The following is a 25473-nucleotide window of genomic DNA, read 5'->3' as shown; positions in this document are numbered from 1 at the left end:
AGATGATCTTGTCATCGAAATCGGGAAAACGGCGCTGGTATTTGGCGATCAGCTTCGGATCGAAGGTCCCGGCCCGGTCGCGCGGGATCGACAGCGTCATCTTCGACGTGCCCGTCAGCACCGACTTCCGCGAATGGCCGTTGCGGCGATTGACGCTGCCGTCGGTGCGTTCGTCCTCAAGGTGCTCGTCGAGTTCAGCGTTCAGAATCCGTTCCGAAAGCGCCTTCTTCAGGTCGTCGAGCAATCCGTCCTTGGCAAACACCTCATTCGGATCGCGGCCGGCAAGCAGTTGGTCCAGAAGTTCCTTCTCAATAGCCATGCGATGATTCTCTCCTTTCCATCATCATGGCCTCGCGCACAGAATTCCCGACAGTCCCCGTGGCCCAAAGAGAAACGAACCGGGTCCAGCCATAATCGCCTTACCGCCGATCTCGAACTCGATCTCGCCTTCCATCACCAGGAATGACTCGTCCTCGCGATGGTGCACATGCAGCGGCGCCTCACCTTCGCTCTCGAGCACTTCGATCAGCGTGAACTGGCCCGCGGTCTGGACCGCTGTCGCCTTGATCACCGCTAGCGAGCCAAGCCACCAGCGCGCCTCTCCTTCCAAGGCGTGACTGCAAAAGGCGTGGGGAGTGCTCCTGCCAGCTTCGCCGCCAGCCACGGCCGCCACAGAATGGTAGCCGACCTTGATCGAGGCGGAATTCACCATCGAGCAATAGTTTTTGATGCCGGGCAGGGAGGACCAGACCTCGCCAGCCGCCTTGGCGCTGTCCATGTCCGCCCATTCGAATATCTCCGTCCAGCCGCCTGCGGATTTGAGCAGGCGACGGTTGAGGAAACCCCTGAGCTTTCGCACCTCGTCATTCACTTCATCCCTAGTCTGCAGGAACATCTGCTCGGTGAATCCGGGCTTCAATGCAAATTCAGTGATTTCAACGACATTCGTGTCCATGACTTCCTCCCTTTGCCATCTGACCTTTGTTTCGCCTCCCGCATTCTGTTCGCTCAAGACGTGCTCGTCCGGCCTCTGCCTTTGAGCCAGCAGAGCGCCATTGTCGTTGCCGTTTCGACGGCGAGGTCCACCGTCATACCGCGTATCCGCATGGCGTTGAACGTCGGAAAGTCGAATAGAAAGCTGATTGCCTGCACGACATCATCGCCCGGACCGTCGTGCGCCAGTGCCTCACGCACGAATCCGGCCACCATGTGTCGCAGGTATTCCTCCCATTCCCGCATGGCCGGAAGCTCGCGCTCGCGCAGGTCGCTTTCGAGATGCCGTCCGCCACGTTGGTAGAAGGCGAACAGCTCGTTGGCGACCCGGCGTAGCCGTTCTTCAGGATCGGTCGCGTCGCCGATTATCTCCCTCACTGCTTCGGGCGACGGAGGACGCAGGCGCTCCATCAGCAATTCGCCGCACGCCGGCACCAGGTCATCCAGAGTAGGAAAATGCTTGTAGACGGTGCCAACGGCGACATCGGCTTCCGTAGCGATATCCTTCCAAGTCGTGCCAAAGATGCCGTTCTGGGTGTGCAGCTTGATTGTCGCGTCGAGAATGCGCTGCCTCGTCTTGGCGAAGGCGGCAGTCCGGGAAGCCATGCTGTAGCGGCGAGGGGACATAGACGTCCACCCAAATAATTGAATGAACAATTCAATCATTTAATTTATCTGGAGTCAATCCAGATTCGCAGGAGCCACTCGCTATTCCCCACTCGGTATTTCATTATTCCCTCCATGAACCCGATCGAGCTTCTCGACTATGCCGGCGTCGCCGTCTTCGCGGCGACCGGTGCGCTGGCCGCCTCGCGCAAACAGCTCGACATTATCGGTTACCTGTTTCTGGCTAGCGTTGCCGGCATCGGGGGCGGAACGTTTCGCGACGTCATCCTCAACGTGCCCGTGTTCTGGGTGGGAAACCGCGACTATGTGCTAATCTGTGCGGCGGTGGCGGTCGTCGTCTTCTTCAGCGCACATCGTTTCGAGTCGCGCTACAAATTGCTGCTCTGGCTCGACGCCATAGGTCTTGCCGCATTTTCGGTGATTGGCGCGGCCAAGGGGCTGACGATCACCGGGTCACCTGCAGTTTCGATCGTCACCGGCATGCTCACCGCAACCCTTGGCGGCATTCTGCGCGATCTGTTGACAGGCGAGCCTTCGGTGCTCCTGAGACCGGAAATCTACGTTACCGCAGCGCTTGCCGGCGCCGGCCTCTACACACTTGGCGATTTCGCCGGACTGCCGCCGCTTGCGTCGGGCCTGGCAGGTTTCATGGCGGCTTTCTGCGTACGCGGCGGCGCGCTGAAATTCGGCTGGGCCTTTCCGTCCTACAAAAGCAAGCCTGGCCGGCGTCCGGAAGATATTCCCTGATTTAAGGTGTCAGGCTGCAAACCGCTGCGCTTCCCCGCCATAATAATTGACGTAGCGGGCACCGATCTCCTTGACCGGCATCACCACGAACACGTCGACCGTCGAGAATTCACGGTCGATGACGCAACCGTCGCCGATGCGCGCGCCGACGCGCAGATAGCCCTTGACCAGCGGCGGCATCGCGGCGATCGCCGCCTTGGTGTTAACGGCTTCGATCGGCATCAGATCCATCGAACAATAGCGCCCGGCGACGGCACGCACGTCCCACGATGAATTCGTCCGGCAGTGGTGGGCAAGATAGGTCAGCGCCTCTGCATGTGCCGCCGGCACGGTGCCGTGGAACGACGCGCAGCCGGTCATCACGCCAATGCCGTAATGATTGATATAGGCCCAGATGCCTTGCCACAGCGCCTCGATGGTGCGCTTGGAGCGGTATTCCGGCAGAACGCAGGAGCGGCCGAGCTCGAGGAAGCGCTGGCCGGGATGTCGCGCGATCAGCTTGGTCAACTCGAATTCGCCTTCGGAATAGAAGCCGCCCGCCGCCGCGGCAATCTCCTGCCGCAGCAGGCGGTAGGTGCCGACGATGCGGCGATGCTCGGGACCGGAAAGCGAAGTATCGAAGACCAGCAGATGGTCGCAGAGGGGATCGAAGCGGTCGGCATCGCGGCGGTCCTGCATCTGGAACAGGTCCTTCCTGGCACCAAGCTCGTCGTAGAACACCCGGTAGCGCACTTCCTGCGCGGCGGCGATCTCGGCCTCGTTGCGGGCGAGCCGCACTTCGAGATTGCCGATGCGGCCGAGCGATGCGCCTTTTATGACGGCATCGGCGTTCCGGCCGACGAGCAAAGGCCCGCTGGCGTTCGGCCGAGCATCACATTCCGGCATGACTGTATGCACGAGTGATTCTCCTTCGAGCCATCCCTCTTGGCACGGGGATACGGTGTAGGTGCAACAGGATTGTGACAGTACCGTGATACGGCTCTGCGGGCAATACTTCGTCGGCTGGGTAATCTATCGACCGTCTATGTTGTGCCTCAAGCGGCCACTTGCCCTTCAACCGCATGAACCAGGGCATCAGGGTCGAGCGGCTTGGTGACGAAGCCGCTCGCACCGTGGGCGAGCACGGCGTGGCGGGTCTTTTCCTGGCTGTCGGCCGACAGCACCATGATCGGCACCGGCGGAACCGCGGTCTCCTCCTCATGGCGGCGGATGGCGGCGATGGCGTCCAGCCCGTCCATGACAGGCATATGCAGGTCCATCAGCACCACGTCGTAGCGGTGCTTATGGCCGGTGCTGATGACCGCCTCGACCGCGGCCTTGCCGTTGCCGACCACTTTCACCCGATGCCCGGCCTTCAGGAGGGTGGCGCGGGCCAGCATGGCGTTGATGTCGTTGTCCTCGGCGATCAGCACCGACAGGCCCTGCTGGCGGCCGCCAATGGCGTGCCCAGCCTGCGCGCCGCGCTTTTGCGGTTGCGGCTCGGCGATGACCGGTGCGTGGCTGGTCAAAAGCACGCGCAGCAATGTCTCGCCGCGCACCGGCCTCGCCAGGAAGGTGGCGTAACCGTTGGCACGGAACTCGCCAAGCATGCCGCGGTCGGTCGGCGCGATCAGCGTCACCGCCTCGCAATCGACAAATCCGCTCTGGCGCAGGCGCCTGAGCAGCCTGCCGTCGCTTTGCTCCATGGCAGCATCGACCAGAAGCACGTTGCAGCCCTCGGCGAAAGGGGCGGCCTGGGCGGCGGCGGCGGCCAGATCGACCGTTCCGCCATTGGCGCGAATGGTGCGGGCGATGGCTTCGGCCTCGACCAGGTTCTTCGACACGATTACCGCATGCCGGCCCAACAGCGCGTTCTGGCGGATCTGCAGCGCCTCGACGGCGGAAATAGCGGGAATCTCGAAGACGAATTCGGATCCCTGGCCAAGCCGGCTCGACACCGAGATAGTGCCGCCCATCGCCGTCACCAGGCGCTTGGAAATCGCGAGACCGAGGCCGGCACCACCATGCGTACGGGTCGAGGTGCCGTCAGCCTGTTCGAAGTCCTCGAAGATGCGCTCCATGTCCTCCTCGCGCAGACCGGGGCCGGTGTCGGTGATGGTGAAGCGGATGCGGTTGGTGGTTTCGGTGCGGACGCGGCCGATGCTTGCCAGGACGCCGCCGCTGTCGGTGAACTTGACGGCATTGCCGATAAGGTTGAGCAGCACCTGCCTGACCCTGCCGGGGTCGGCGGTGATCAGCTGCGGCACGTCGGGTTCGACATGGCAGCCGAGGCCGATATCCTTGGCAAAAGCCCGCGCCGCCAAAAGCTCGATGACATTGTCGGCGATCTCGCGCACCGACATCGGTTGCGGTTCGGGATCGAAGCGGCCGGCCTCGATCTTGGAATAGTCGAGCAGGTCCTCGATCAGCGCCAGCAGCGCGCTGGCCGAGGTCGAGATGGCGCCGACATAGGTCCGCTGCTCGGGCGAAAGGCTGGTGTCGGCGAGAAGCCGGGCCATGCCCATGATGCCGTTCATCGGCGTGCGTATCTCGTGGCTGACGGTGGCGAGGAAGCGCGATTTGGCCTGGCTCGCATATTCGGCCCGTTCGCGGGCGGTGATCAGCGAGGATTCGGCGCGTTTGCGGGCGGTGATGTCACGGGCGATGGCGCGATGCGAAACGGCGCCGCTGTCCTTGTCGCGCACCGACAGCTCGATCCAAGAGAACCAGCGTGGGCCGTCCGGCGTGCGAATGGCGACATCAGTGGAACTCAGGCATTCATGGTCGGAAAAGGCGGCGTCGGGAACGATGCCGACATCGATGCCTAGTTCCGCCAGGGTCTTGCCGGCGAGGTCGCGCTGGTCGGTTTCGACAAGGTCGGCGAAAACCTTGTTGGCGTAGACGATATGGCCGTCGCGGTCGCGGTGGACGACGAGATCGCCGAGTGCATCGATCAGACCGCGAAAGCGCTCCTCGCTCTCCTGCATCTCCCACATGCGGTCGGCCAGCGTCTCGATCTCGGCGCGACTGCGGGCGGTCGTGGCATCGAGCAGGGCCACCGCGCGACGCTGGGTGCGCCTGTTGCGCAGATGCATGGCGAGCCCGGCGATGGCTGTCGCCAAAAGGCCAATGGTGATGAAGATCGGCGCTCCGGTCAGATGCGACAGGCCTGCCAGCACGACGATGGCGACGAGAGTCAGGAAGGGCAGGCCGTGGCGGTTGGCGTCCGGCAATTCCGGCGCCAGCGGCGGCGCGGCGACAAGCTGCCGCCCTGACGCCTCGGGGGCCGCCCGGTCGGCCCGTTCGGCTGGTTCCGCCTCTCTGATGCCGGGTTCCGCAATCATACGGAATTCCTGCCAGACAGAGCTTATTGAAGGTTGTGGTTGATCGTTCGAATTTTAGCGGTCGCGCTCTTTTTTTCCCTTTGGAGCCTCACATGTCCACCACCACGCGGCCGCGGATCTTGCCCTCGACGATGTCATGCGCGGCGCCGATGATGCCGTCGAAGCCGATGCTCGTCGACAGGCTGGCAAGCTTTGCGTGATCGAGATCGGTGCCGATGCGGCGCCAGGCCTCGATGCGGACCGCCTTGGGCGCCATCACCGAATCGATGCCGAGCAGCGAGACGCCGCGCAGGATGAACGGGGCGACGCTTGCCGGCAGGTCCATGCCGCCGGCGAGGCCGCAAGCGGCAACGGCGCCGCCATAGGAGGTCATCGACAGGACGTTGGCCAGCGTGTGCCTGCCGACAGCGTCGATGCCGCCGGCCCAGCGTTCCTTGGCTAGCGGTTTTGCAGGCTGCGCAAGCTCGTCGCGTGAAATCACTTCCGCGGCACCGAGGTCGGTCAGATAGGGGCTTTCGGCACTGCGGCCGGTCGAGGCGATGACGTGATAGCCGAGGCTGGACAGGATCGAGACCGCGACCGACCCGACGCCACCGGCAGCGCCCGTCACCACCACAGGGCCGCGGTCGGGCACGATGCCGTGGCGCTCCAGCGCGATGACGCAAAGCATGGCGGTGTAGCCGGCGGTGCCGACCGCCATCGCATCATGCGGGCTCATGCCGTCCGGCAGCGGTACCAGCCAGTCGCCCTTGACGCGGGCGCGTCCGGCAAAGGCGCCGAAATGCGTCTCGCCGACGCCCCAGCCGTTCAATATGACCTTGTCACCCTCGCGCCAGTCGGGATTGGAAGACGAGATGACGGTGCCGGCGAAATCGACGCCCGGCACCAGCGGCCAGCGGCGGATCACCGGCGCCTTGCCGGTGATTGCAAGGCCGTCCTTGTAGTTCACCGTCGTCGCCTCCACCGCGACGGTGACGTCGCCTTCCATCAGGTCTGCCTCGGTGAGCTCGGTCACCGCGACCGACTGGTTTTTCTCGGCGTCGCGCGAAACGAGGATGGCTTTGAAGGCTTCGGGCATTTTTTCTCCTCGGGCTTGCAAATAAGAAATGTGCGGTGCCGGGCGAGTGAGGTCAATCGCTCGATGTTCCGCGCCACCAGCCAATGAGCTCATCGAAGACGACCAGCACGGCACCGACCGAAATGAAGGCATCGGCGAGGTTGAAGATCGCGAAGGACCAGACCGGCGTGTGAAACAGAATATAGTCGATGACATGGCCATAGGCAGCGCGGTCGATCAGATTGCCGAGCGCGCCGCCGACGATCAGCGCGAAGCCGACGCGGGCAAGCAGGTGGCCGGGCGGCGTGCGGGCCGCAAGATAGAGAACGAAAGCGACCACCAGAACCGCGACGACCACCAGGCCGGTGTCGCCGAAGGACGAAAACAGCGAAAACGCGATGCCGGTGTTGTAGGTGCGGTACAGCGCCAGGAACGGCAGGAGATCGAGCCTTTCCTGGAAGGCAAGGCCGGTCTCGACCAGATATTTCAGCCACTGGTCGAGCGCTATCGCGGCGACAACCAGAAAAGCGTAGGGGCTCCAGGACTTCATGGTTTGCAGTTTCACGGTTTGGGATGTCACGATCGGGCATCCTCCGGGCCGAGCTTCAGCGCGCCGCGCCGGATCTCGAACAGCATGACGCCGGTGGCCACCGCAAGGTTGAGCGAATCGGCGCGGCCTGCCTGCGGTATCCGCAGCAGCTTGTCGCAGCTTGCGGCAAGCTCGTCAGGCAGGCCTTGCTGCTCGTTGCCCATCATCAAAAGCACCGGGCCTTTTGAAAAATCGACCGAGCGGTAATCGACCGCACCCTTAAGATGGGTGCCGGCGACGAGGCCGGGAAAGCTCTTTCGCCAGGCGAGAAAAGCCTCGGCCGACGCCTTGGCGACCGGCACGGCGAAGATCGAGCCCATGGTGGCGCGTACCGTCTCGACCGAAAAGGGATCGGTGGTCTCGCCGACCAGGATGACGCCTTTGGCGCCGACGGCGTCGACCGTGCGGATGACGGTGCCGAGGTTGCCGGGGTCGCGGACGCGGTCGAGCACCACCCAGACGTCGCCATCATGGGCGCGAATGTCCTTCAGCGGCAGCAATTTCTGCGAGAACACGCCGACGACCATTTGCGGATTGTCGCGGCGGGTGATGGCGACCAGCACGTTTTCCGAAACTTCAAGTACGGTGCCGCCGGCGGCAACCGTGCGCGCCGCAACTTTTTCAACCGCCGCATTGCCACGTCCGGCCTTGGCGAAAACCAATGTCCTGATAGACCAGCCGAGATCGAGCGCGTCGATGACCAGCTTCAGGCCTTCGGCCATGAAGGCATTCTGCTGGTCGCGGAATTTCTTCTGCGCGAGCGCCTTGATGTCCTTGACCAGCGGATTGGCGAGGCTGGTGACTTCCTTCACCTGCCCTGGCGCGCCCGCGTGCCGTTCGTACGCACTCATTCAGGCCACCCAGCGCGAGAACAGCGAGGTCGAAAGCGCCCGGCCGGCGGATTTCTCGCGGATGATCAATTCGCCGGATTCGACCGTGCCGCCCATGCCGGCGAAGGTGTCGCGCATCAAGGCGTGGATGGCGAAGAAAGAGGCGCGGATCGAATAGGCGGTCAGCACCACAGCGAGCGGCTTCGGCGTCAGGATCGCACGGCAGATGTCGGTCAGCGCCGGCAAATCTTCGAACAGATGCCAGACCTCGCCCTTCGGTCCGCGGCCATAGGCGGGCGGGTCGAACAGGATGATGTCGTAGCGGCTGCCGCGGCGCTCCTCGCGCTCGGCGAATTTCACGGCATCGTCGACGATCCAGCGGATCGGCCTTTGCGACAGGCCCGCCATCTCCTGGTTTTCGCGCGCCCAGCCGATCGCCTTCTTGGAAGCATCGACATGGGTGACCTCGGCGCCGGCACGCGCCGCCACCAGCGAGGCAAGACCGGTATAACCGAACAGGTTCAGCACCTTCACCGGCCGTTTTGCCGCCGCAATCAGCCCGGCCATGTGGTCCCAGTGCGAGGCCTGCTCGGGAAAGACACCGACATGGCGAAACGAAGTGAAGCGGCCGAGATAGTCGATGCCGTCATGCTTCATCGGCCAGGTCTCGCCGAGCGGCGTCTTCGGAAAGCGCCAGCGGCCGATGCCTTCCTCGTCGGTATCGCCGGTGAAAATGGCATCGGCGCGTTCCCAGTCCCTGGCCGGCAATGCCTTTTGCCAGATCGCCTGGCCCTCCGGCCGAACGATGCGGTAGGGGCCGTATTGCTCGAGCTTTTCTCCGGCGCCGCTGTCGAGCAGCGCGTAATCCTGATTGGCGCCGACTTCGAGGATCAGCGGCAGATGTTCGGCAGGCAGCGCGCCATCGCGGCGCGAAAGTGGGCGCGGCGCTGCTTTCTGCTCGGACCGGTCCTGCGGTTTCGTCTCCGGACCAGCGGTTGGATTGGGGTCGCGCCGCCGCGGCTGCTCTATCCCGCCTTTTTTCGCGGGCGGGCGGCTGTCGCGGCGTTTGTCGCGAAAAGGTTTCAAGAAGGCGCATCTCCGGACGGCGGCTGCGCCGCTTCTGCCACAGCGAATTGACCGGCGCAACAAAAGGGCTGCAGGCGTTTGCGAACGGATCAGCCACGCCTGATCGACAGCAGCCCGACTGCGAGCGCGATGAAACCGACGGCCTTGAAGCCGGTGACGACCATATGGCCGGCTTCCCAGCGGCTCCGGATAGCTTCGAAATTGCCCGGGATCGGTCCAGGCACCCAGGTGGCCAGGACATCGTTTGCCGGTTTGACGAGCGCAACCCACGCGACAAGCGCCATCAGATAAAGCATGGTGGCGGCCAACACCCACCAGAATGCCGGGCGGTCGCCGCGCAGCATCCATGCGAGGAGCCCCGGACAGGCGACGGCCGCCACGTCCAGCGGTGCGCCGACAGTCAAAAAGAACTGGAACTGAGCATTGAAGACCGTGGTTTCTCGCCAGAGCGAAGGCGGCCATCTGGTCAGCCGCGGCACCGATTCCAGTACGTGGGCGAAGGATGGTCCGAGGCTTAGGGCAGCAACGGTGGCGGTCAAAACAGACCAGAACAACAGAAGACCGCGTATATCCATAATGGCCAGACAACGGCGTCAGGCCGCATACGTTCCGGTCGGCGATCATCCTGCTTGCCGCCGAAAGCGCAGGCGCACTATCGTCCATCCAAATTGGGCATCCATCCAAACCGGGTTGCGATCCATGTCCCGCGCCGAACGCCTGCTCGACTTGATCCAGATCCTGCGCCGGCATCGCCGGCCAGTCAGCGGCCGCAGCCTTGCCGGCGAAATGGGTGTGTCGATCCGCACGCTCTATCGCGATATCGCCACGTTGCAGGGGCAGGGCGCACCGATCGAGGGCGAGGCGGGGCTGGGTTACGTGCTCAGGCCAGGCTTCATGCTGCCGCCCTTGATGTTCACCGACGAGGAGATCGAGGCGATCGTGCTCGGTTCGCGCTGGGTGGCCAAGCAGCCGGACTGGCGGCTTGCCAACGCCGCCACCGACGCGCTGGCCAAGATCGCCGCCGTGCTGCCGGACGATTTGCGCGAAGAGCTCGATGCCTCGACGCTGCTGGTCGGGTCGCGCACCGAGGTCACCGAAGGCATCGATCTCGGCGTGGTGCGGCAAGCCATCCGCGAGGAGCACAAGTTGAGCTTTGTCTATCGCGATGCCGGCGGCGCTGCCTCCGAGCGCACCGTCTGGCCGTTTGCACTCGGCTTCTTCGACAAGGTGCGCGTCGTCGCGGCGTGGTGCGAGATGCGCCAGGATTTCAGGCACTTTCGCGCCGATCGGATATCCGGCCTCAACGCCACCGAGACGCGTTATCCGCGCCGTCGCCAGGTGCTGCTCAAAGAATGGCGGGCGACGCTCGACAAGCCAAGCTAAGGCTGCCGCTCAGTTAAGACTGCTGCCAGAATCTGGCAGTGGTGCACGCTATGCTGCTCCAGTCGAAACCATCTGGAGAGCAATTCATGACACCGCCCAATTTCGTCATCCTCTATGTCGACAAGCCTGAGCAAAGCGGCGCCTTCTACAGCGCGCTGCTCGGACGCGAGCCGGTCGACACCTCGCCGACCTTCGTGTTGTTCGTGCTCGACAACGGCTTCAAACTCGGCCTCTGGTCGCGTCATACCGTAGAGCCGGCCGCGGCGGCCGCAGGCGGTGGCGCCGAGGTCGTCTTTGCGTTGGATACGCCTGGCGCTGTCGACACCACCCATGCCGAGTGGGCCGACCGTGGGCTGACCATCCTGCAGAGCCCGACCGACATGGATTTCGGCCGCACCTTCGTCGCGCTCGATCCGGACAACCACCGGCTACGGGTTTATTGGCAAAAGGAGTAAGGCAGTAGGGCAGTAGGGCAGTAGGCGAGAGCAAAGTAGCACTAGGCGCGGCGCCGCACGATTAGCACGGTTTCCTACTGCCCTACTGCCCTACTGCCCTACTGCCCTACTGCCCTACTGCCCTACGCTTGCGCGATACACGGCAATGCCGGCGGCCAGGTCCTCGAGGGCCGCGCCGACCGACTTGAACAGCGTGATCTCGTCATTGCCCTGCCGGCCTTTTTTCTGGCCGCGTGCCAGTTCATAGAGGTCGGCGACGATGGCTTGCGGCTTCAGCACGCCGGAGGCCAGCGGCTGGACGATGTCGCCGGCTTCCTTGGTGGCGCCGGCGCGGGTGTCGACATAGACGCGGGCGCGTGCAATCGCGTCGTCGTCGCTTTCGCGCATCGCCGGCGTGAAGCCGCCAACCAGATCGACATGGGTTCCCGGTTTCAAGAGTACCCCTTTGATCAGTGGCGCGGTGGTGATGGTCGCCGATGACACGATATCGGCCTGGCCGAGTTCGACGTCGAGATCGCCTGCGGCGTCGGCCGCAAAACCCTCGGCACGCAATTTTGCCGCGACCTTTTCGGCATTGGCCGGCGTGCGGTTCCAGATGCGGATGTTCTTGATCGGCCGCACCGCCGAATGCGCCTTTGCAAGGAATGGCGACAGCGCGCCGGCGCCGACCACCAGCAGCCGTGATGCGTCTTCGCGGGCCAGATAGGACGCGGCCAGTGCCGAGGCGCAGGCGGTGCGCCACTGCGTCAGCCGCTGGCCATCGATCAAGGCCTGAGGCTCGCCGGTGGCGCCGTCCAGCAACAGGTAGAGGCCCATCACCGCAGGCTTGCCGACGGCGTTGTTGTCGGGCGACACTGTGACGATCTTGACGCCGATATGGCCATCGGCCGAGGTGCCGGCGTTGAAGTCGGTCCAGGCCGGCATCAGAAGCAGCGTCGAGGCGGCACCGTCGGGCCGCTCGACCGTGTGATGATGCCTGACCGGCTGCACGGCGCCGTCGCGAAAAGCGGCGCGCAATGTCTCGACCAGCCCGGGAAAGGTCAGCGCGCGGTCGACCTCGGCGGCGGAAATGGTCAGCATGATGGCTCCGTGGAGAAATAGGCCGGTTGCGCTTCCTGCCCGAGCCGCGGCTCAGTTCATCGGCTTCGGCAAGGCCGGGCCCTGCGCCGCTGTGGGCGCGCGGCTGACTGCCAGACGCAGGTTCTCGGCCTCGGCGGCGCGCTGGCGCGCCAGCTTGCGGTAGCGGCCCTGCTTGATCCAGGTCGCCAGGCTGCCGACGATCATGCCGATGGCCAGCGCCAGGAACAGGAAAATGAACAGCGGCACGGTCAGCGTCAGCGCCGGATTGCCGGGATTGAACGGATCGAGCGTGAAGGCCACCGGTTCGCGGTTGGCGACGGCCAGCGCAATCAGGATGACGGCCAGCGGCACGAAAACCACGATGAGGATGAAGCGATTGAACATGTTTTTCCGTTCGGAAGAAAAGGCAGCAACGGGTCGGCGGGCGCCGCGCCTATTTGCCTCCGTTCAGCCTTTCACGCAATTCCTTGCCGGTCTTGAAGAACGGCACCCATTTCTCCTCGACCTCTACGGATTCGCCGGTGCGCGGATTGCGGCCGGTGCGGGCAGGGCGGTTTTTCACCGAAAACGCGCCGAAGCCGCGCAACTCGACCCGGTTGCCCTCGGCAAGCGCGTCGGTGATTTCATCGAAGATGGCGCCGACAATGTTTTCGACATCGCGCAGGAAAAGATGCGGATTGCGCGTGGCGATGATCTGCACAAGTTCGGATTTGATCATGAAAAGGCTCCCCGTGAAAGCAGTGCCGCCGAAATTATCAGAATGATTTTATTTGCTTTTTCACTCCCAAGCGGCTCCTCAAGGGTGCCAGACGGAAACGAGACCGTCAAGAAACAAGCGGTCCGCTCCAATTTCGTGAAGGACGTCGCCGCCATGGCCAGGCAGGCCAAGCGCAGCGCCGACGGTCTGCGCCATCGCCTTGGAGAACAGGAAACCACCGCGTTTTTCCGTGTCCTTCCATTCCACCACCTTGAGCTTGGCATCGACACCCTTGCCTGCAAGCCAGTCGATCGCTTCGGCCTCGCCGCCGACCGCGTCGATCAATCTGTTGGTGACCGCCTGCCGGCCGGTGAAGATCGACCCGTCCGCGAGCGCCAGCGCCTCCGGCTTGGTCATGTTGCGGCGCTCGGCGACGATGCCGACGAACCAGTCGTAGCTGTCGAGAATGAGTTTGCGGACCATGGCGCGTTCATCGTCATTGGTCGGCTTGAAGGGGGAAGGCGAGGCCTTCAAGGGCGAGGATTTCACCTCCTCCAGCTTGACGCCGAGCTTGTCCATGAGGCCGCTGACGTCCGGGTACTGGATCAGAACGCCGATCGAGCCGACGATCGAGGATTTGCGTGCGACAATATGGTCGGCCGCGGTGGCTATCATGTAACCCGCCGACGCCGCGAGCGTGCCGACCTCGGCCACCACCGGCTTGTCGGCGGCGAGCTTGCGCACTGCCTCGTAGATCGACTCGCCACCGACGGTGGTGCCGCCGGGTGAATCGATCGACAGGATCACAGCCTTGACGCGCGGCGACTGACGGATGGCTTCCAGCCGCTTGATCAGTTCTTCGTCTTCGGTGATGGTACCTTCGATCTTGACCTTAGCGATGTGGTCGACAGCCGCGCCGGTGAATTCGTCACCATAAATCCACGCGGAAAAGGCGATCAGCCCGGCTGCGGCGACAAGAATCGCCGCAACACGCCAGAATGTCAGCTTGCGGCGCAAGCGGCGGCGGTCGATCAGGTCGTCGGCTCTCAATGCCATGGTCAGCCTCGTAGTCGGTGGGAGCAGATGCTTTTAAAGCAACCATTCGCGCCCGGCTACCGTTTCCTGACGGCCTTCGCCAAAGCCGTCTTCGGCGTTCGGGCAAGCTTCAATCTGTCGCGTTCCACAGGCTCTAACACTGTGCGCCCATATCTGGTATGAGGTTCAGGCTGCGCTGGGGCCATTTTCGTTGTATAGGGGCGGCTGTCATATTTTTGCGGTTTTCCTCGGCTTGTGCTTGCTTGAGGGTGCCGGCACCCCACCTATAGGGCGGCCTGGCGGGCAGGGGTTTAGAAGAAGCAGTCATGTTAGCGGGACCAATCGAACCGACCAACACCGAGACGGAGTTGGCTCCCAAGGCCGCAGGCCGGGCGCGGGTCGACGCCTTTGACATCGCGCAGCGTCATTCGCGCCGGGTGCGGATCCTCAAGCTGGCCGTGCCGCTGGTCGCCGCCCTGATCGCGGTCGCGTTTCCGGTCTATTCCTATCTCATGGCTCCCGCTGCAATCGAGGTGCAGGCCGACGGCGGCTCCTTTGCCAATGGCAAGCTGGTGATGGCCAATCCCAAGCTCAACGGCTTCACCAAGCAGAACCTGCCCTATTCGATGACGGCCCTGCGCGCCATACAGGACGTCAGCAAACAAGGCATCATCGATCTGGAAGGCATCAAGGCCAGGCTGCCGATTGCGGCCGACAACACGGCCGCCATCGATGCCGCGCGCGGCACCTATGATCGCGACGGCAACACGTTCAGCCTGACCAGCGACGTGACGGTATCGACCACGGATGGCGTGGTGGCAAAATTCAAATCAGTCTATCTCGACATGGGCGAAGGCACTATGAAGACAAGCGAACCCGTCGATGTCAGCCGCGGCGGGTCGCGGATCAGGGCGGATTCGATGTCGGTCCAGGACAATGGCAAGGTCCTGGTTTTCGAGAACAAGGTGCGCGTCGACATCGATCCCGCCAGTTTGAAGGCGGCAGAGGCAAAGAGCGGAGAGACCAATGCGGTTCAGTAGTTCGGCACGGCGCCTCGCCGCGGTTTCGGCGTTGCTGACCCTCGGGCTGCCATTGGGGCTCACCCTGGGGACGGCTTCGTCGCTGGCGCAGTCCAGCGCCACCAGCCAAATGTCCGGCCTCAGGCTGTCGGGCGACAAGCCGATCCAGATCGAAAGCGACAAGCTCGAGGTGCGCCAGGCGGAAAGCGTCGCCGTCTTCACCGGCAACGTCAACGTCGTCCAGGGTCCAACCGTACTCAAGGCCGGCAAAATGACGGTCTATTACGTCAGGGATGCAGCCGCCGCCAAAGGCGCCGAGCCGGCGGGTGCCGCGGCGATGACCGGATCCGCCAACATCGACCATCTCGTGGTCGACGATAAGGTCTACATCAAATCGGACAATCAGGTTGCCACCGGCGACCGCGGCACCTTCGACATGAAGACCGAGGTGCTGGTGCTTTCGGGCAGCAAGGTCGTGCTCTCGCAAGGCGACAACGTGCTTGTCGGCTGCAAGCTTACCGTGCAGATGAAGAGCGGCCTTGCCCAGGTCGACGCCTGCGGCGGCCGCGTCATGATGTCGATCACGCCGCAGGCGAAGTCTGGAGCAGCGAAACCCTGATGACCGGCATATCGTCGCTGCTGGCGCGTCTTCCAGGGCGCGCCGCCAGCAAACTTGCGGCACCGGCCAGGGTCACCGTCGAAGCGGCAAAGTTCAAGGGAACCTTGATCGCCAAGGGGCTGACCAAAAGCTACAAGGGCCGCAAAGTCGTCAGCGGCGTGACGCTGGGCGTGCGCGCCGGCGAGGCGGTTGGGCTGCTCGGCCCCAATGGCGCCGGCAAGACCACCTGTTTCTACATGGTGACCGGGCTGGTGCCGGTCGACGAAGGCACCATCGAAATCGACGGCTTCGACGTCACGTCGATGCCGATGTATCGCCGCGCCCGTCTCGGCATCGGCTATCTGCCGCAGGAAGCGTCGATTTTTCGCGGCCTGAACGTCGAGCAAAACATCCGGGCCGTGCTCGAAGTGGTCGAAAAGAGCCGCAAGGAGCGTGAGCGCCTGCTCGACGAATTGCTCGAGGAATTCCACATCAGCCATCTGCGCAAGGCTCCATCGCTGTCGCTCTCCGGCGGTGAGCGGCGGCGCCTCGAAATTGCCCGTGCGTTGGCAACCCGCCCCGCCTACATGCTGCTCGACGAACCGTTCGCCGGCATCGACCCGATCGCCGTCGCCGACATCCAGCAGCTCGTGCGCCACTTGACGGCACGTGGCATCGGCGTGCTGATCACCGACCACAATGTGCGTGAGACCCTTGGCCTGATCGACCGCGCCTACATCATCCATGCCGGTCAGGTGCTGACCCATGGCCGAGCCGACGAAATCGTCGCAAATGCCGATGTGCGGCGGCTTTATCTTGGCGAGGGATTTACGCTCTAAATGCGAAATTCCGGTTCGAACGGGATTTCCGGCGTAGTCCGGCAGCTTTTTCTTCGATTTTCTGCCTGAAAAACGCGCTGGCAGGCGAGTTTTTCCGCACCTCGCCTTGACAAGCAAAAGCCGGGCCAGTTTCTATGCTGGCCTGGAAAATTCTTTCCAGCAGTGCGGGCGCGTAGACGGGGCGTTGAAACCGAACCATGGCGTTGGCGGCAAAACTACAGCTACGACAGTCGCAGTCGCTGGTGATGACGCCGCAGCTGATGCAGTCGATCCGCCTGCTGCAGTTCACCCACCTCGAGCTGGAACGCTTCATCGACGACGAGATCGAACGCAATCCCCTGCTGGAACGCGCCGAACCGCAGGACGACGCCGCCAGCGACCAGGCGCAGAAGAGCGACGCCGCATCGGAACCGGCCGCCGACGGCGACTGGTTCGAAGCGGAGACGGCGTGGAGCGCCGAGGCGATCTCGGAAAAGCTCGATACGTCGCTGGAAAACCTGTTTCCCGACGATCCTGGAACGAGCGAACGGCTCGGCCCCGACCTGACGGCGCAATGGAAATCGGCGTCCGGCAATAGTTCCGCCTCTTCCTCCGACGGCTTCGACGTCGCGGATATGGCGGCGGCTGCCATCACGCTGCGCGACCATGTCGGCGAGCAGGTGGCGCTCGCCTTCGCCGATCCGGCCGCGCGCCTGATCGCCAGCGAGCTTGCCGACGGCGTCGATGAGGCCGGCTACATGCGTGCGGACATGGCCGAGATCGCGGCCCGCCTCGGCACGGACGCCACGGCGGTGGCAAGGGCGCTGGCGATTTGCCAGACATTCGAGCCCGCCGGCATCTTCGCCCGCGACCTCGCCGAATGCCTGTCGCTGCAGCTTGCCGTGCGCGACCGGCTCGATCCGGCGATGAGGGCATTGATCGCCAATCTCGAACTCCTGGCACGGCGCGATTTCCAGACGCTGAAGCGGATTTGCGGTGTCGACGAGGAGGATCTGCTCGACATGCTGGCCGAGATCCGGGCGCTCGACCCGCGGCCGGGAATGGCGTTTTCGCGCGGTGCCAGCGATGCGATCGTGGCCGACGTCGAGGTGCGCGCAGCCAATGACGGCAGCTGGACGGTCGAGCTCAATGCCGAGACGCTACCGCGTGTGCTGGTCGATCACATCTATTTCGCTCAGGTCACGCCGCATGCGAAAAACCAGGCGGAAAAGGATTTCCTCGCCGAATGCCTGCAGAATGCCAACTGGCTGACGCGCAGCCTCGACCAGCGGGCGAAGACTATCCTCAAGGTCGCCTCCGAGATCGTGCGCCAGCAGGACGCTTTTCTCGTCCACGGCGTGCGGCACCTGAAGCCGCTCAACCTGCGCACGGTGGCGGACGCTATCGGCATGCACGAATCGACGGTCAGCCGGGTCACGGCAAACAAATACATGCTGACGCCGCGCGGCGTGTTCGAGCTGCGCTATTTCTTTACCGCCTCGATCGCTTCGTCGGGTGGCGGCGATGCGCATTCGTCGGAAGCGGTGCGCGACCGCATAAAGCAGCTGATCGACGAAGAGAAAGCCGTCGATGTGCTTTCCGACGATGCCATCGTGGACATGCTGCGGGAAAGCGGCGTCGACATTGCCAGGCGCACGGTTGCCAAATACCGGGAAGGCATGAACATACCCTCTTCGGTGCAACGGCGGCGCGAAAAACGCGCTTTGGCCAGCGCCGGCCGTTGAACTCCGGCAGAATTTCCACAGCTTTCGCGTTCATTGACAAGCGGCAACGAAGTGGCTAGAAGCCCGCCCGCATGAGACGGGCTGGCGAGTGGATTTGAGTTCGCTGATGCCCGCACGAGGGATGGTCCGTCACGACGTAGGCCACGGACGGCCAAGAAGGCGGCTTGTGATCAACCGGAAAGTTCGGATTTAAAATCGGCGCAAGTGACGCCGCAAAGCTTGTGCGCACGGACCACGAGTATAAACTCGGGACAGTTTGAAGCCTGAGCAAGGAAGGTCAGTTTTCAGATGACACTGCGCATATCGGGAAAACACATGGATATCGGCGATGCGTTCCGTACGCGCATCAACGACCGTGTCGGGGAAGTGATCGGGAAATATTTCGATCGGGGCTTTTCAGGGCAAATCGTAGTCGTCAAATCGGGGTCGCGCTACACGGCCGATTGCATGATCCGGCTGGATTCCGGTGCTTCGCTGCAGGCGACCGGCGATGCCCAGGATCCGACGCTTGCCTTCGATGCCGCGGCGGACCGTCTGGAAACCCGCCTCAGGCGCTACAAGCGCCGGCTGAAGTCGCACAATTCAGGCAATAGCAATGGCGAACTCACCGACGTCGCCTATACGGTGATGGCCCCGCTTGCCGATGACGACGAGGAGATACCGGAGAATTTCGCGCCGGCCATCGTCGCCGAATCGACCATGACGCTGCGGACCATGTCGGTGGCGTCAGCCGTGATCGAGCTCGACACCAAGGACAGCCCGGTCCTGGTCTTCCGCAATGCCGGAAACGACCATCTCAACATCGTCTATCGCCGGCCGGACGGGAATATCGGCTGGATCGACCCGTCTACGGCCAAGGTCGCGCAGGGGTAAAAACCAGCCGCACGCAAGCGTGGGGACTGGCGACGGCAGGCGAACAAGGGATTTCAAGCATGGATCTGAGCGATCTCGTCAACGTTCCGGCAATCATGCCGGCGTTGAAGGCGAACTCCAAAAAGCAGCTGCTGCAATTGCTGTCTGAAAGGGCGGCGGCAATTTCCGGCATTCCGGAGCGGGAGGTGTTCGACACCATCCTGCAACGCGAGCGGCTGGGTTCGACCGGCGTCGGCAACGGCATCGCCATTCCGCATGGCAAGCTGGCCGGGGTGAAGCGGATCGCTGGAGTTTTTGCCCGGCTGGAGACACCGGTCGATTTCGAGGCCCTCGACGATCAGCCGGTCGACCTGGTGTTTCTGCTTTTGGCCCCCGAAGGTGCCGGCGCCGACCACCTCAAGGCGCTGTCGCGCATCGCGCGGGTGCTGCGCGATGCCGACACGGTTGCCAAGATCAGGGGCACGCGCGATGCCGTGGCTATCCACGCGCTGCTGTCGGATACACAGGCCTCGCACGCCGCCTGAGTTGATTGGACCCGTTGAAGGGCCGCCGTGAGCGGCCCTGTCCGTTTCAGCCAGATCGGCGCGCCGTGTTGTTAGTGGATAGCGACGGGGGTCAGATCGTTTTCCAAGGCGCCGGCCAGCGCCCGGTCGCGAGCATCCGAAAGCAGGATCGGCTGGCCGTTGGCGGCAAACAGGGCCCACAGTTCCAGCCCGGGCGCGATTTCGCCGAGGCCCGGGAAACGGCCGCGCAGATCGTCGCTCGACACTTTCCTGAGATAGGCGACCGAACCTTCGCCGAGATGAGCGAATTCGCCGCTGGTCATGATGATATTTTCGTCAGTTCTGGTCATTTCAAGCCTCCTTGCCGCGAGACGCCGCTCAAGGCCATCCCGCATGAGAGCTATCGGCAAAACTCAGTCTTTCACCGATATGTTTATTTTTCGTACCAGCCGTTCGGACTCCGGCCGATCGAGATCGATCGACAAGAGGCCGTTCTTCAATTCCGCCGCAATCACCCGCATGCCGTCAGCCAGCACGAAACAGCGCTGGAACTGGCGCGCGGCGATGCCGCGGTGGAGGAATTCGCGCTCGGTGTCGTCGTTCTGACGGCCGCGCACGACCAACTGGTTCTCCTCCGTGGAGACATCGAGATCGCTTTCCGCGAAACCGGCGACGGCGAGCGTGATGCGCAGCCTTTCGGTTTTGCCGTCGGCACCGCTGAGGCGCTCGATGTTGTACGGAGGATAGCTGTCACCCGACTTCGCCAAGCGCTCCAGTGTCTTTTCCATGGAATCGAAACCGAGGAGAAGCGGGCTGGAAAAAGGCGTCATTCGGCTCATGTTACAGTGTCCTCTCAAGAGCGACATAAAGTGGAAAAACCCGGATGGCATTTTTCCCGATGGTCTTGATATGGTCCGCCGCCCGGCAGACTTCAAGCCGTCACACGTCCCGCCCAAAAAGACTTGCCAAAACAAGGAATTGAAATGCCCCAATCCCGCAGGATCATCATCGACACTGACCCCGGCCAGGACGATGCCGTCGCCATATTGCTGGCGCTCGGCAGCGCCGAGCTGGAGATCGTCGGCATCACCGCGGTGGCCGGCAACGTGCCGCTGAAACTCACCGAAAAAAACGCACGCAAGATCTGCGAGTTGGCCGGCCGGCCGGATGTCAAGGTCTATGCAGGCGCCATCCGGCCGCTGGCGCGTGAACTCGTCACCGCCGAGGAAGTGCATGGCAAGACCGGCCTCAACGGACCGCAACTGCCTGAGCCAAAGATGAAGCTGCAGGATCAGTATGCGGTCGATTTCATCGTCGAGACGCTGATGAAGGAGGAGACCGGCACGATCACGCTTTGCGCGCTCGGGCCGCTCACCAATGTTGCGCTGGCGCTGATCCGCGAGCCGAAAATCGCGCCGCGCATCAAGGAGATCGTGCTGATGGGCGGCGGCTTCTTCGAGGGCGGCAACGTCACGCCGACTGCCGAGTTCAACATCTATGTCGACCCGCATGCCGCCGATGTCGTGTTCAAATCCGACATTCCGATCGTGATGATGCCGCTCGACGTCACCCACAAGGCGCTGACCACCGCCAAGCGCACGAAGGCTTTCCGCAAGCTCGGCACCAGGGTCGGCACGGCGACGGCGGACATGCTGGAATTCTTCGAACGCTTCGACGAAGAGAAATACGGCACCGATGGCGGCCCGCTGCACGATCCTTGCGTCATCGCCTATCTGTTGAAGCCGAAGCTGTTCAAGGGCCGCAACTGCAATGTCAGCGTGGAAACTGCCTCGGAGCTCACCATGGGCATGACGGTGATCGACTGGTGGGGAGTGACCAAGCGGCCGAAGAACGCCATGGTGATGCGCGACATCGATCATGATGCGTTTTTCGCGCTGTTGCTGGAAAGGCTGGGGCGGCTTTAGTGCCGCTCAGTCATTGAGCAGGCGGTAGGTGCTGGTGCCGTTATTGCGGTGCTGTTGTTCGATCGAGACTTCCGATCCGATCATGTGGGGCGTCTCCACCTCACCATCGATAAATACCAGTGCGTTGCCGTCATGGAGACGGACTTCATATCTATAATAAAGTCCATGGCCGACGGAACCTTTCGGATTTAGAGGCATCGTCGCAACATCTTCGACGATGCCTCCTATGCGTTGCGTGCCCATGATCGGGCTATTCTGTCTTGTTACAATCGCCACGGCGGCCACAAGAGCGAATGAGCAAAAGAAAGCGACGCCAACGACTGTATCGCGAAACTCTTCCCGAAGCAGAAGAAGGCGGTTTCTAAGAGAAAGATTCGTCGGCCCCATCACTTAGAGTTGAATAGCGTAAGGGCTTTGTTCAAGAGCGATTTCTTCGAAGAGAGCTCTGTCACTCGTTTACCTTCGAAAACAGCTTCATTGATCGATCGCCGTTCAATTTGGAAATCGGTAGAAGACAAAACCATTGTCGCGCGTGACGCGCTCGATGCCGACGTGCGAGCCGATCAGGCGCGGACGATCGTCGTCGATGAAAACAGATGAACCGTCTTCAAGGACCAGCATGTAGACACTTCGGCCTTTGCCCCAATGGGCACTTTTGACGGCTGCATCGATTGGGTCCACCGAGCGGATCGGGCTGGCGTTATTCGTCCACTTGAGCGGATCGAGGGCCAACACCGCCGCAAACAAAGCAACAATCAGGATCACGCCGATCGCGTGCCTTTTCACATCCACAAAAGTCCATGGCACCGGCATGAATCCCCAACTGTCGATTCATGTGGTGCACAGAAGGCTGACTTTCAATCGGGCTTCCTGTTCCAGGAGATTGCTATTTGCGTCCCGGCTCGCGGCTGTTACTTCGCCTTGGAAAACGCCAGCCACAGGCCGCCGCCCACCAGGAAGCTGCCGCTGATTCGCGACAAGAGCTTGACGCGGCCGGCCGAGAGCAGGCGTCCGGCGCGGCCGGCGGCCAACGCGTAGGTCGAATCCGAGACGGCGGCGAAGATCATGGCGGTGAGACCCATGACGCCGATCTGTAACGCGTAATTGCCTTCGGGGGCGATGAACTGCGGAAAGAAGGCGCCGAAGAACACCAGCGTCTTCGGATTGCTGATCGCCACCAGCAGGCCCTGCAGGAAGAAGCCGCCGCGCGGCTTTTTAGCCGATCCGTCGGCGTTCAGCTTGCCTTTCGAGCGGAACATCTGCACGCCCATCCAGATCAGGTAGGCGGCGCCGATCAGCCGGACCCATTCGAACCAGTGGCCCATGCCGGCGATAAGCGAGGTCAGCCCGATGCCGACGATGGCGATCATGATGGCCAGCCCGGCCTGGGTGCCGGCGACATTGGCGAGGCCGGCGCGCGAGCCGTGGCGGATGCTGTTGGCGATGATCAGCGTGACCGTCGGCCCCGGCACAAGAATGATGACGATGCAAGCGACGACGTAGGTGGCGTAGAGTTCCAGCGACATTTTTCCCTCCGCAGAATGCCGCTCGTGCGGCGCGCTGTCGCGATCAATGCATGGCGATGAGTTGCGTGCAAGCCGGCGAGGCGCCGACAATGCGGAGCTGATTTCAGCAGGCGCCGGCCTGCCATGGTAGCGTTGCCTCATAGGCGGCAGCCGCCCCCAGCACCGAGAGGTCAGCGCGTGGCCGCCCGATCAATTGCATGCCCATCGGCCTGCCCTTGGGGTCGAAGCCCACCGGCACATTGATCGCCGGGCAGCCGCCGAGCGTGGCGAACGCTGAAACCTGCATCCAGCGATGATAGCTGTCCATGGCACGCCCGGCCACTTCCCTTGGCCAGTGGGTGGAGACCTCGAAAGGGAAGACCTGCGCGGTCGGTAGCGCGATGAGATCGAATCGATCGAAGAGCGACAGCAGGGTTTTGTGCCATGACGAGCGCCTCACCGTGGCGGCGTGGATCTGCGGTGCGGTGAGGCCCAGTGCATGTTCCACTTCCCACACGGCCTCCGGCTTGAGAAGGCGGCGTTTCAAGGGATCGTCGTAATGCACCTTGAGCGCACAACCGCTGCTCGCCTGGCGAAGCGTTACAAAGGCCTGCCACAGCGCTTCGAACTCGAATTCCGGCATCAGCGGCTCGGCTTCGAAGGATAGATCCGCTAACCGGCCGAGTGCTGCCTCGCAAAGCTGTAGAATGCCTGCTTCAATCGGCAGATGACCGTCAAGATCGCCGAGCCAGGCGATGCGCCCGCCGGCCGCCGCGATTCCAGCCCTTCGAGGAACGAGCCTGGCTTATCATGCGACAGCGGCGCGCGAGGATGATAGCCGGCCTGAACGTCGAGCAGCAGGGCGATGTCGCGCACGTTACGCCCCATCGGCCCTTCGACGCCCATTTGCGCATGAAACACATCAAGATCAGGGCCGGCCGGTACCAATCCCTGCGACGGGCGGAAGCCATAGACATTGTTGTAGGCAGCGGGATTGCGCAGCGAACCGCCGAAGTCGCTGCCATCGGCAATGGGAACCATGTCGAGCGCCAGCGCGACCGCCGCGCCGCCGCTCGAGCCGCCGGCGGTCAGCGCTGGGTCGAACGCGTTGAGCGTCTGTCCAAACACGGTATTGTAGGTGTTGGAGCCGAGCCCGAATTGGGGAACGTTGGTCTTGCCGATGATGATGGCGCCGGCCTGCCGAACACGCTCGACGAAGAAGTCGTCTTCCTCAGGCACGAAATCGGCGAAGATCGGCGAGCCGAAGGTGGTTCTCAGGCCTTTTGTCAGCGCAAGATCCTTGATCGCGATCGGCAGACCGAACAGCGATCCGGTATCTGCTCCTCGCGCCAAATGAGCGTCTGCCTCGTCGGCCTCGCGCAGGATGTCGGCACGCTCACGCAATGAAACGATGGCGTTGACCTGTGGGTTCACCGCCTCGATCCGGTCCAGGAATGCAGCGATCACTTCGCGCACCGAAAGCTGCCGGCGCCTGATCCTGTCGGCCAGTTCCACGGCGGACAGGCGGCAGATGTCGCCGGCGGGCGGCACGGCATGCCTGGTGGTCGGGCGCGTGGCTGTCATCGCGCTTCAGCCGGCAGATGTCGGCATGGCGGCGTCGACATCCCTGGCCAGCGGGATGGCAGGCTGGGCGCCGGCTTTCAGGCAGGCCAGCGAACCGGCTGCGGCAGCGCGGGCAAGCGCCTGGTCGAGCGGCAGGCCTGCCGCCAGTCCGGCAGCAAAATAGCCGCAGAACGTGTCGCCGGCGCCGACCGTGTCGAGCGGAGTGATCTTCAGCGCCGGAACCATGAGGAGATCGTCCGGCGTCGCGGCGAGAACGCCGTCTGGGCCAAGCGTGACGACGATGGTGCGGCCAGTTCTCGAGGCATAGTCGCGCATCCGTGCCGGGCGGTCGCGGCCACTCAACGACAGCGCCTCACCATAGAGGTCGAACTCGGTCTCGTTGGCGACGAGATAGTCGGCCTTGCCGAGGAAGCCGGCCGCGTCGCCGTGGAAAGGTGCGGTGTTGAGCACGGTGACCGCGTTGGCCGTCCTTGCCGCGTCAAGCGCTGTCTCGACCGTTTGCAACGGGACCTCCAACTGCAGCAGCACGACATCGCCGTTTTTCAGGAAAGCCTTGGAAAGGTCACCCGGCACGACCGAATCATTGGCGCCCGCCACGACGGCGATCACGTTCTCGCCGTCGGCGCCGACCATGATCAACGCGGTACCCGTCGAGGCAAAGGTCTCGCCGACGCCGGACAGGTCGATCTTGCCGTCGCGCAGCAGCGCCAAAGCCTCGCCGGCGAAGCTGTCCTTGCCGACCGCGCCGACCATGCGCACCTTGGCGCCGGCGCGGGCGGCGGCCAGCGCCTGGTTGGCTCCCTTGCCGCCGGGGGCGGTGGCGAAACCGGAGCCGCGCACCGTTTCGCCGGGACCGGGCAAGCGGTCGACACTGGCGATGAGGTCGAGATTGATGGAACCGATGACGACGATCAAGAAGTGCCTCCCGCTAGCGCATGTCACTCTAATTGCGCGGGAAGCTACTCCGTAAGATCGCTGCTTGTCACCCTCGGGGCCCTTCG

30 protein-coding genes and 1 pseudogene are annotated in these 25473 nt (G+C 63.1%); 10 read left to right on the top strand and 21 right to left on the bottom strand.

Annotation, left to right across the window (positions count from 1 at the left end; translation table 11 throughout):
• The 3 genes from NKH05_RS13285 to NKH05_RS13275 form a co-directional block, all read right to left on the bottom strand.
• Positions 1–319: transposase (locus NKH05_RS13285; protein WP_353025509.1), on the bottom strand; the 319-nt coding region annotated here is incomplete at its 3' end.
• A gap of 24 nt (positions 320–343) precedes the next feature.
• Positions 344–955: a cupin domain-containing protein gene (locus NKH05_RS13280; RefSeq protein WP_353025507.1), complete on the bottom strand. Its 612-nt coding sequence runs from the start codon at positions 953–955 to the stop codon at positions 344–346.
• Positions 956–1008: 53 nt separating this feature from the next.
• Positions 1009–1659 carry a TetR/AcrR family transcriptional regulator gene (locus NKH05_RS13275; RefSeq protein ID WP_084642653.1) on the bottom strand — a complete coding sequence of 217 codons (651 nt, stop codon included), beginning with the start codon at positions 1657–1659 and terminating at the stop codon, positions 1009–1011.
• A 75-nt stretch (positions 1660–1734) separates the two neighbouring features.
• Between NKH05_RS13275 and NKH05_RS13270 the strand changes: the two genes are divergently transcribed.
• A complete protein-coding gene (locus NKH05_RS13270) occupies positions 1735–2367 on the top strand; it encodes a trimeric intracellular cation channel family protein (protein ID WP_023718946.1) in 633 nt (210 codons plus the stop codon).
• 9 nt (positions 2368–2376) lie between these two features.
• Here the strand turns inward: NKH05_RS13270 and olsB are convergent, their stop codons facing one another.
• The 7 genes from olsB to NKH05_RS13235 form a co-directional block, all read right to left on the bottom strand.
• Complete coding sequence (olsB, locus tag NKH05_RS13265; protein ID WP_023675251.1) at positions 2377–3252, bottom strand: l-ornithine N(alpha)-acyltransferase; 876 nt, start codon at positions 3250–3252, stop codon at positions 2377–2379.
• 149 nt (positions 3253–3401) lie between these two features.
• Positions 3402–5690 carry a hybrid sensor histidine kinase/response regulator gene (locus NKH05_RS13260; protein ID WP_023718947.1) on the bottom strand — a complete coding sequence of 763 codons (2289 nt, stop codon included), beginning with the start codon at positions 5688–5690 and terminating at the stop codon, positions 3402–3404.
• 88 nt (positions 5691–5778) lie between these two features.
• Positions 5779–6768: an acrylyl-CoA reductase (NADPH) gene (gene acuI, locus NKH05_RS13255; protein ID WP_023718948.1), complete on the bottom strand. Its 990-nt coding sequence runs from the start codon at positions 6766–6768 to the stop codon at positions 5779–5781.
• A gap of 52 nt (positions 6769–6820) precedes the next feature.
• Positions 6821–7297: a signal peptidase II gene (lspA, locus tag NKH05_RS13250; protein ID WP_023718949.1), complete on the bottom strand. Its 477-nt coding sequence runs from the start codon at positions 7295–7297 to the stop codon at positions 6821–6823.
• A gap of 26 nt (positions 7298–7323) precedes the next feature.
• On the bottom strand, positions 7324–8187 hold the full coding sequence (locus NKH05_RS13245) for a TrmH family RNA methyltransferase (protein WP_023718950.1): 864 nt from the start codon (positions 8185–8187) through the stop codon (positions 7324–7326).
• Positions 8188–9252 carry an RsmD family RNA methyltransferase gene (locus NKH05_RS13240; protein ID WP_352592651.1) on the bottom strand — a complete coding sequence of 355 codons (1065 nt, stop codon included), beginning with the start codon at positions 9250–9252 and terminating at the stop codon, positions 8188–8190.
• 89 nt (positions 9253–9341) lie between these two features.
• Complete coding sequence (locus NKH05_RS13235) at positions 9342–9827, bottom strand: DUF1772 domain-containing protein (protein WP_023718952.1); 486 nt, start codon at positions 9825–9827, stop codon at positions 9342–9344.
• A 124-nt stretch (positions 9828–9951) separates the two neighbouring features.
• Between NKH05_RS13235 and NKH05_RS13230 the strand changes: the two genes are divergently transcribed.
• Both NKH05_RS13230 and NKH05_RS13225 read left to right on the top strand, forming a co-directional pair.
• On the top strand, positions 9952–10635 hold the full coding sequence (locus NKH05_RS13230) for a helix-turn-helix transcriptional regulator (RefSeq protein ID WP_023718953.1): 684 nt from the start codon (positions 9952–9954) through the stop codon (positions 10633–10635).
• Positions 10636–10721: 86 nt separating this feature from the next.
• Positions 10722–11090: a VOC family protein gene (locus tag NKH05_RS13225; RefSeq protein ID WP_031193999.1), complete on the top strand. Its 369-nt coding sequence runs from the start codon at positions 10722–10724 to the stop codon at positions 11088–11090.
• 114 nt (positions 11091–11204) lie between these two features.
• On the opposite strand, the gene lhpI is transcribed toward NKH05_RS13225, so the two are convergent.
• The 4 genes from lhpI to sppA all read right to left on the bottom strand — a co-directional run bounded on the left by lhpI (position 11205) and on the right by sppA (position 13923).
• Complete coding sequence (gene lhpI, locus NKH05_RS13220; RefSeq protein ID WP_023718954.1) at positions 11205–12170, bottom strand: bifunctional Delta(1)-pyrroline-2-carboxylate/Delta(1)-piperideine-2-carboxylate reductase; 966 nt, start codon at positions 12168–12170, stop codon at positions 11205–11207.
• A gap of 51 nt (positions 12171–12221) precedes the next feature.
• Complete coding sequence (locus NKH05_RS13215; RefSeq protein WP_023718955.1) at positions 12222–12554, bottom strand: lipopolysaccharide assembly protein LapA domain-containing protein; 333 nt, start codon at positions 12552–12554, stop codon at positions 12222–12224.
• 49 nt (positions 12555–12603) lie between these two features.
• A complete protein-coding gene (locus NKH05_RS13210) occupies positions 12604–12888 on the bottom strand; it encodes an integration host factor subunit beta (RefSeq protein ID WP_006200394.1) in 285 nt (94 codons plus the stop codon).
• Positions 12889–12966: 78 nt separating this feature from the next.
• Positions 12967–13923, bottom strand: coding sequence for a signal peptide peptidase SppA (gene sppA, locus NKH05_RS13205; RefSeq protein ID WP_023718956.1), 957 nt, complete (start codon positions 13921–13923; stop codon positions 12967–12969).
• A gap of 305 nt (positions 13924–14228) precedes the next feature.
• Between sppA and lptC the strand changes: the two genes are divergently transcribed.
• From lptC to ptsN, 6 genes are all read left to right on the top strand, one after another.
• Positions 14229–14942, top strand: a complete 714-nt coding sequence (gene lptC / locus NKH05_RS13200; protein ID WP_023718957.1) for an LPS export ABC transporter periplasmic protein LptC — start codon at positions 14229–14231, stop codon at positions 14940–14942.
• On the top strand, positions 14929–15540 hold the full coding sequence (locus NKH05_RS13195) for an LptA/OstA family protein (protein ID WP_023718958.1): 612 nt from the start codon (positions 14929–14931) through the stop codon (positions 15538–15540). The genes lptC and NKH05_RS13195 overlap by 14 nt, the downstream gene beginning before the upstream one ends.
• On the top strand, positions 15540–16358 hold the full coding sequence (gene lptB, locus NKH05_RS13190) for an LPS export ABC transporter ATP-binding protein (RefSeq protein ID WP_023718959.1): 819 nt from the start codon (positions 15540–15542) through the stop codon (positions 16356–16358). Before NKH05_RS13195 ends, lptB begins: the two co-directional genes overlap by 1 nt.
• 197 nt (positions 16359–16555) lie before the next feature.
• Entirely contained in the window at positions 16556–18082 is a 1527-nt protein-coding gene (gene rpoN / locus NKH05_RS13185; RefSeq protein ID WP_023718960.1) for an RNA polymerase factor sigma-54, read from the top strand.
• Between the two features lie 288 nt (positions 18083–18370).
• A complete protein-coding gene (gene hpf, locus NKH05_RS13180; RefSeq protein WP_352483585.1) occupies positions 18371–18955 on the top strand; it encodes a ribosome hibernation-promoting factor, HPF/YfiA family in 585 nt (194 codons plus the stop codon).
• Positions 18956–19014: 59 nt separating this feature from the next.
• Positions 19015–19479, top strand: a complete 465-nt coding sequence (gene ptsN / locus NKH05_RS13175; RefSeq protein ID WP_023718962.1) for a PTS IIA-like nitrogen regulatory protein PtsN — start codon at positions 19015–19017, stop codon at positions 19477–19479.
• 71 nt (positions 19480–19550) lie between these two features.
• On the opposite strand, the gene NKH05_RS13170 is transcribed toward ptsN, so the two are convergent.
• Positions 19551–19808, bottom strand: coding sequence for a BQ00720 family protein (locus NKH05_RS13170; protein WP_352483584.1), 258 nt, complete (start codon positions 19806–19808; stop codon positions 19551–19553).
• Positions 19809–19871: 63 nt separating this feature from the next.
• Entirely contained in the window at positions 19872–20297 is a 426-nt protein-coding gene (locus tag NKH05_RS13165; RefSeq protein ID WP_023718964.1) for an Hsp20 family protein, read from the bottom strand.
• A 144-nt stretch (positions 20298–20441) separates the two neighbouring features.
• Here NKH05_RS13165 and NKH05_RS13160 point away from each other — a divergent pair, with 144 nt between their 5' ends.
• Positions 20442–21383, top strand: coding sequence for a nucleoside hydrolase (locus NKH05_RS13160; RefSeq protein WP_352483583.1), 942 nt, complete (start codon positions 20442–20444; stop codon positions 21381–21383).
• Between the two features lie 6 nt (positions 21384–21389).
• Here the strand turns inward: NKH05_RS13160 and NKH05_RS13155 are convergent, their stop codons facing one another.
• The 5 genes and pseudogenes from NKH05_RS13155 to NKH05_RS13135 form a co-directional block, all read right to left on the bottom strand.
• Positions 21390–21626, bottom strand: coding sequence for a hypothetical protein (locus NKH05_RS13155; protein WP_023718966.1), 237 nt, complete (start codon positions 21624–21626; stop codon positions 21390–21392).
• 249 nt (positions 21627–21875) lie between these two features.
• Entirely contained in the window at positions 21876–22196 is a 321-nt protein-coding gene (locus NKH05_RS13150) for a hypothetical protein (protein WP_023718967.1), read from the bottom strand.
• A gap of 98 nt (positions 22197–22294) precedes the next feature.
• Positions 22295–22909, bottom strand: coding sequence for a LysE family translocator (locus tag NKH05_RS13145; protein WP_023675274.1), 615 nt, complete (start codon positions 22907–22909; stop codon positions 22295–22297).
• Positions 22910–23012: 103 nt separating this feature from the next.
• Positions 23013–24472, bottom strand: a pseudogene (locus NKH05_RS13140) (amidase).
• A 6-nt stretch (positions 24473–24478) separates the two neighbouring features.
• A complete protein-coding gene (locus NKH05_RS13135) occupies positions 24479–25387 on the bottom strand; it encodes a ribokinase (protein ID WP_023718970.1) in 909 nt (302 codons plus the stop codon).
• Between the last annotated feature and the right edge of the window lie 86 nt (positions 25388–25473).

This window comes from Mesorhizobium sp. M1399, assembly GCF_040317735.1.
In the GTDB taxonomy this organism is placed as follows: Bacteria; Pseudomonadota; Alphaproteobacteria; order Rhizobiales; family Rhizobiaceae; genus Mesorhizobium.
The sequence above is the reverse complement of the archived record's forward strand: the minus strand, read 5'-3'. Positions and strand labels throughout refer to the sequence as shown.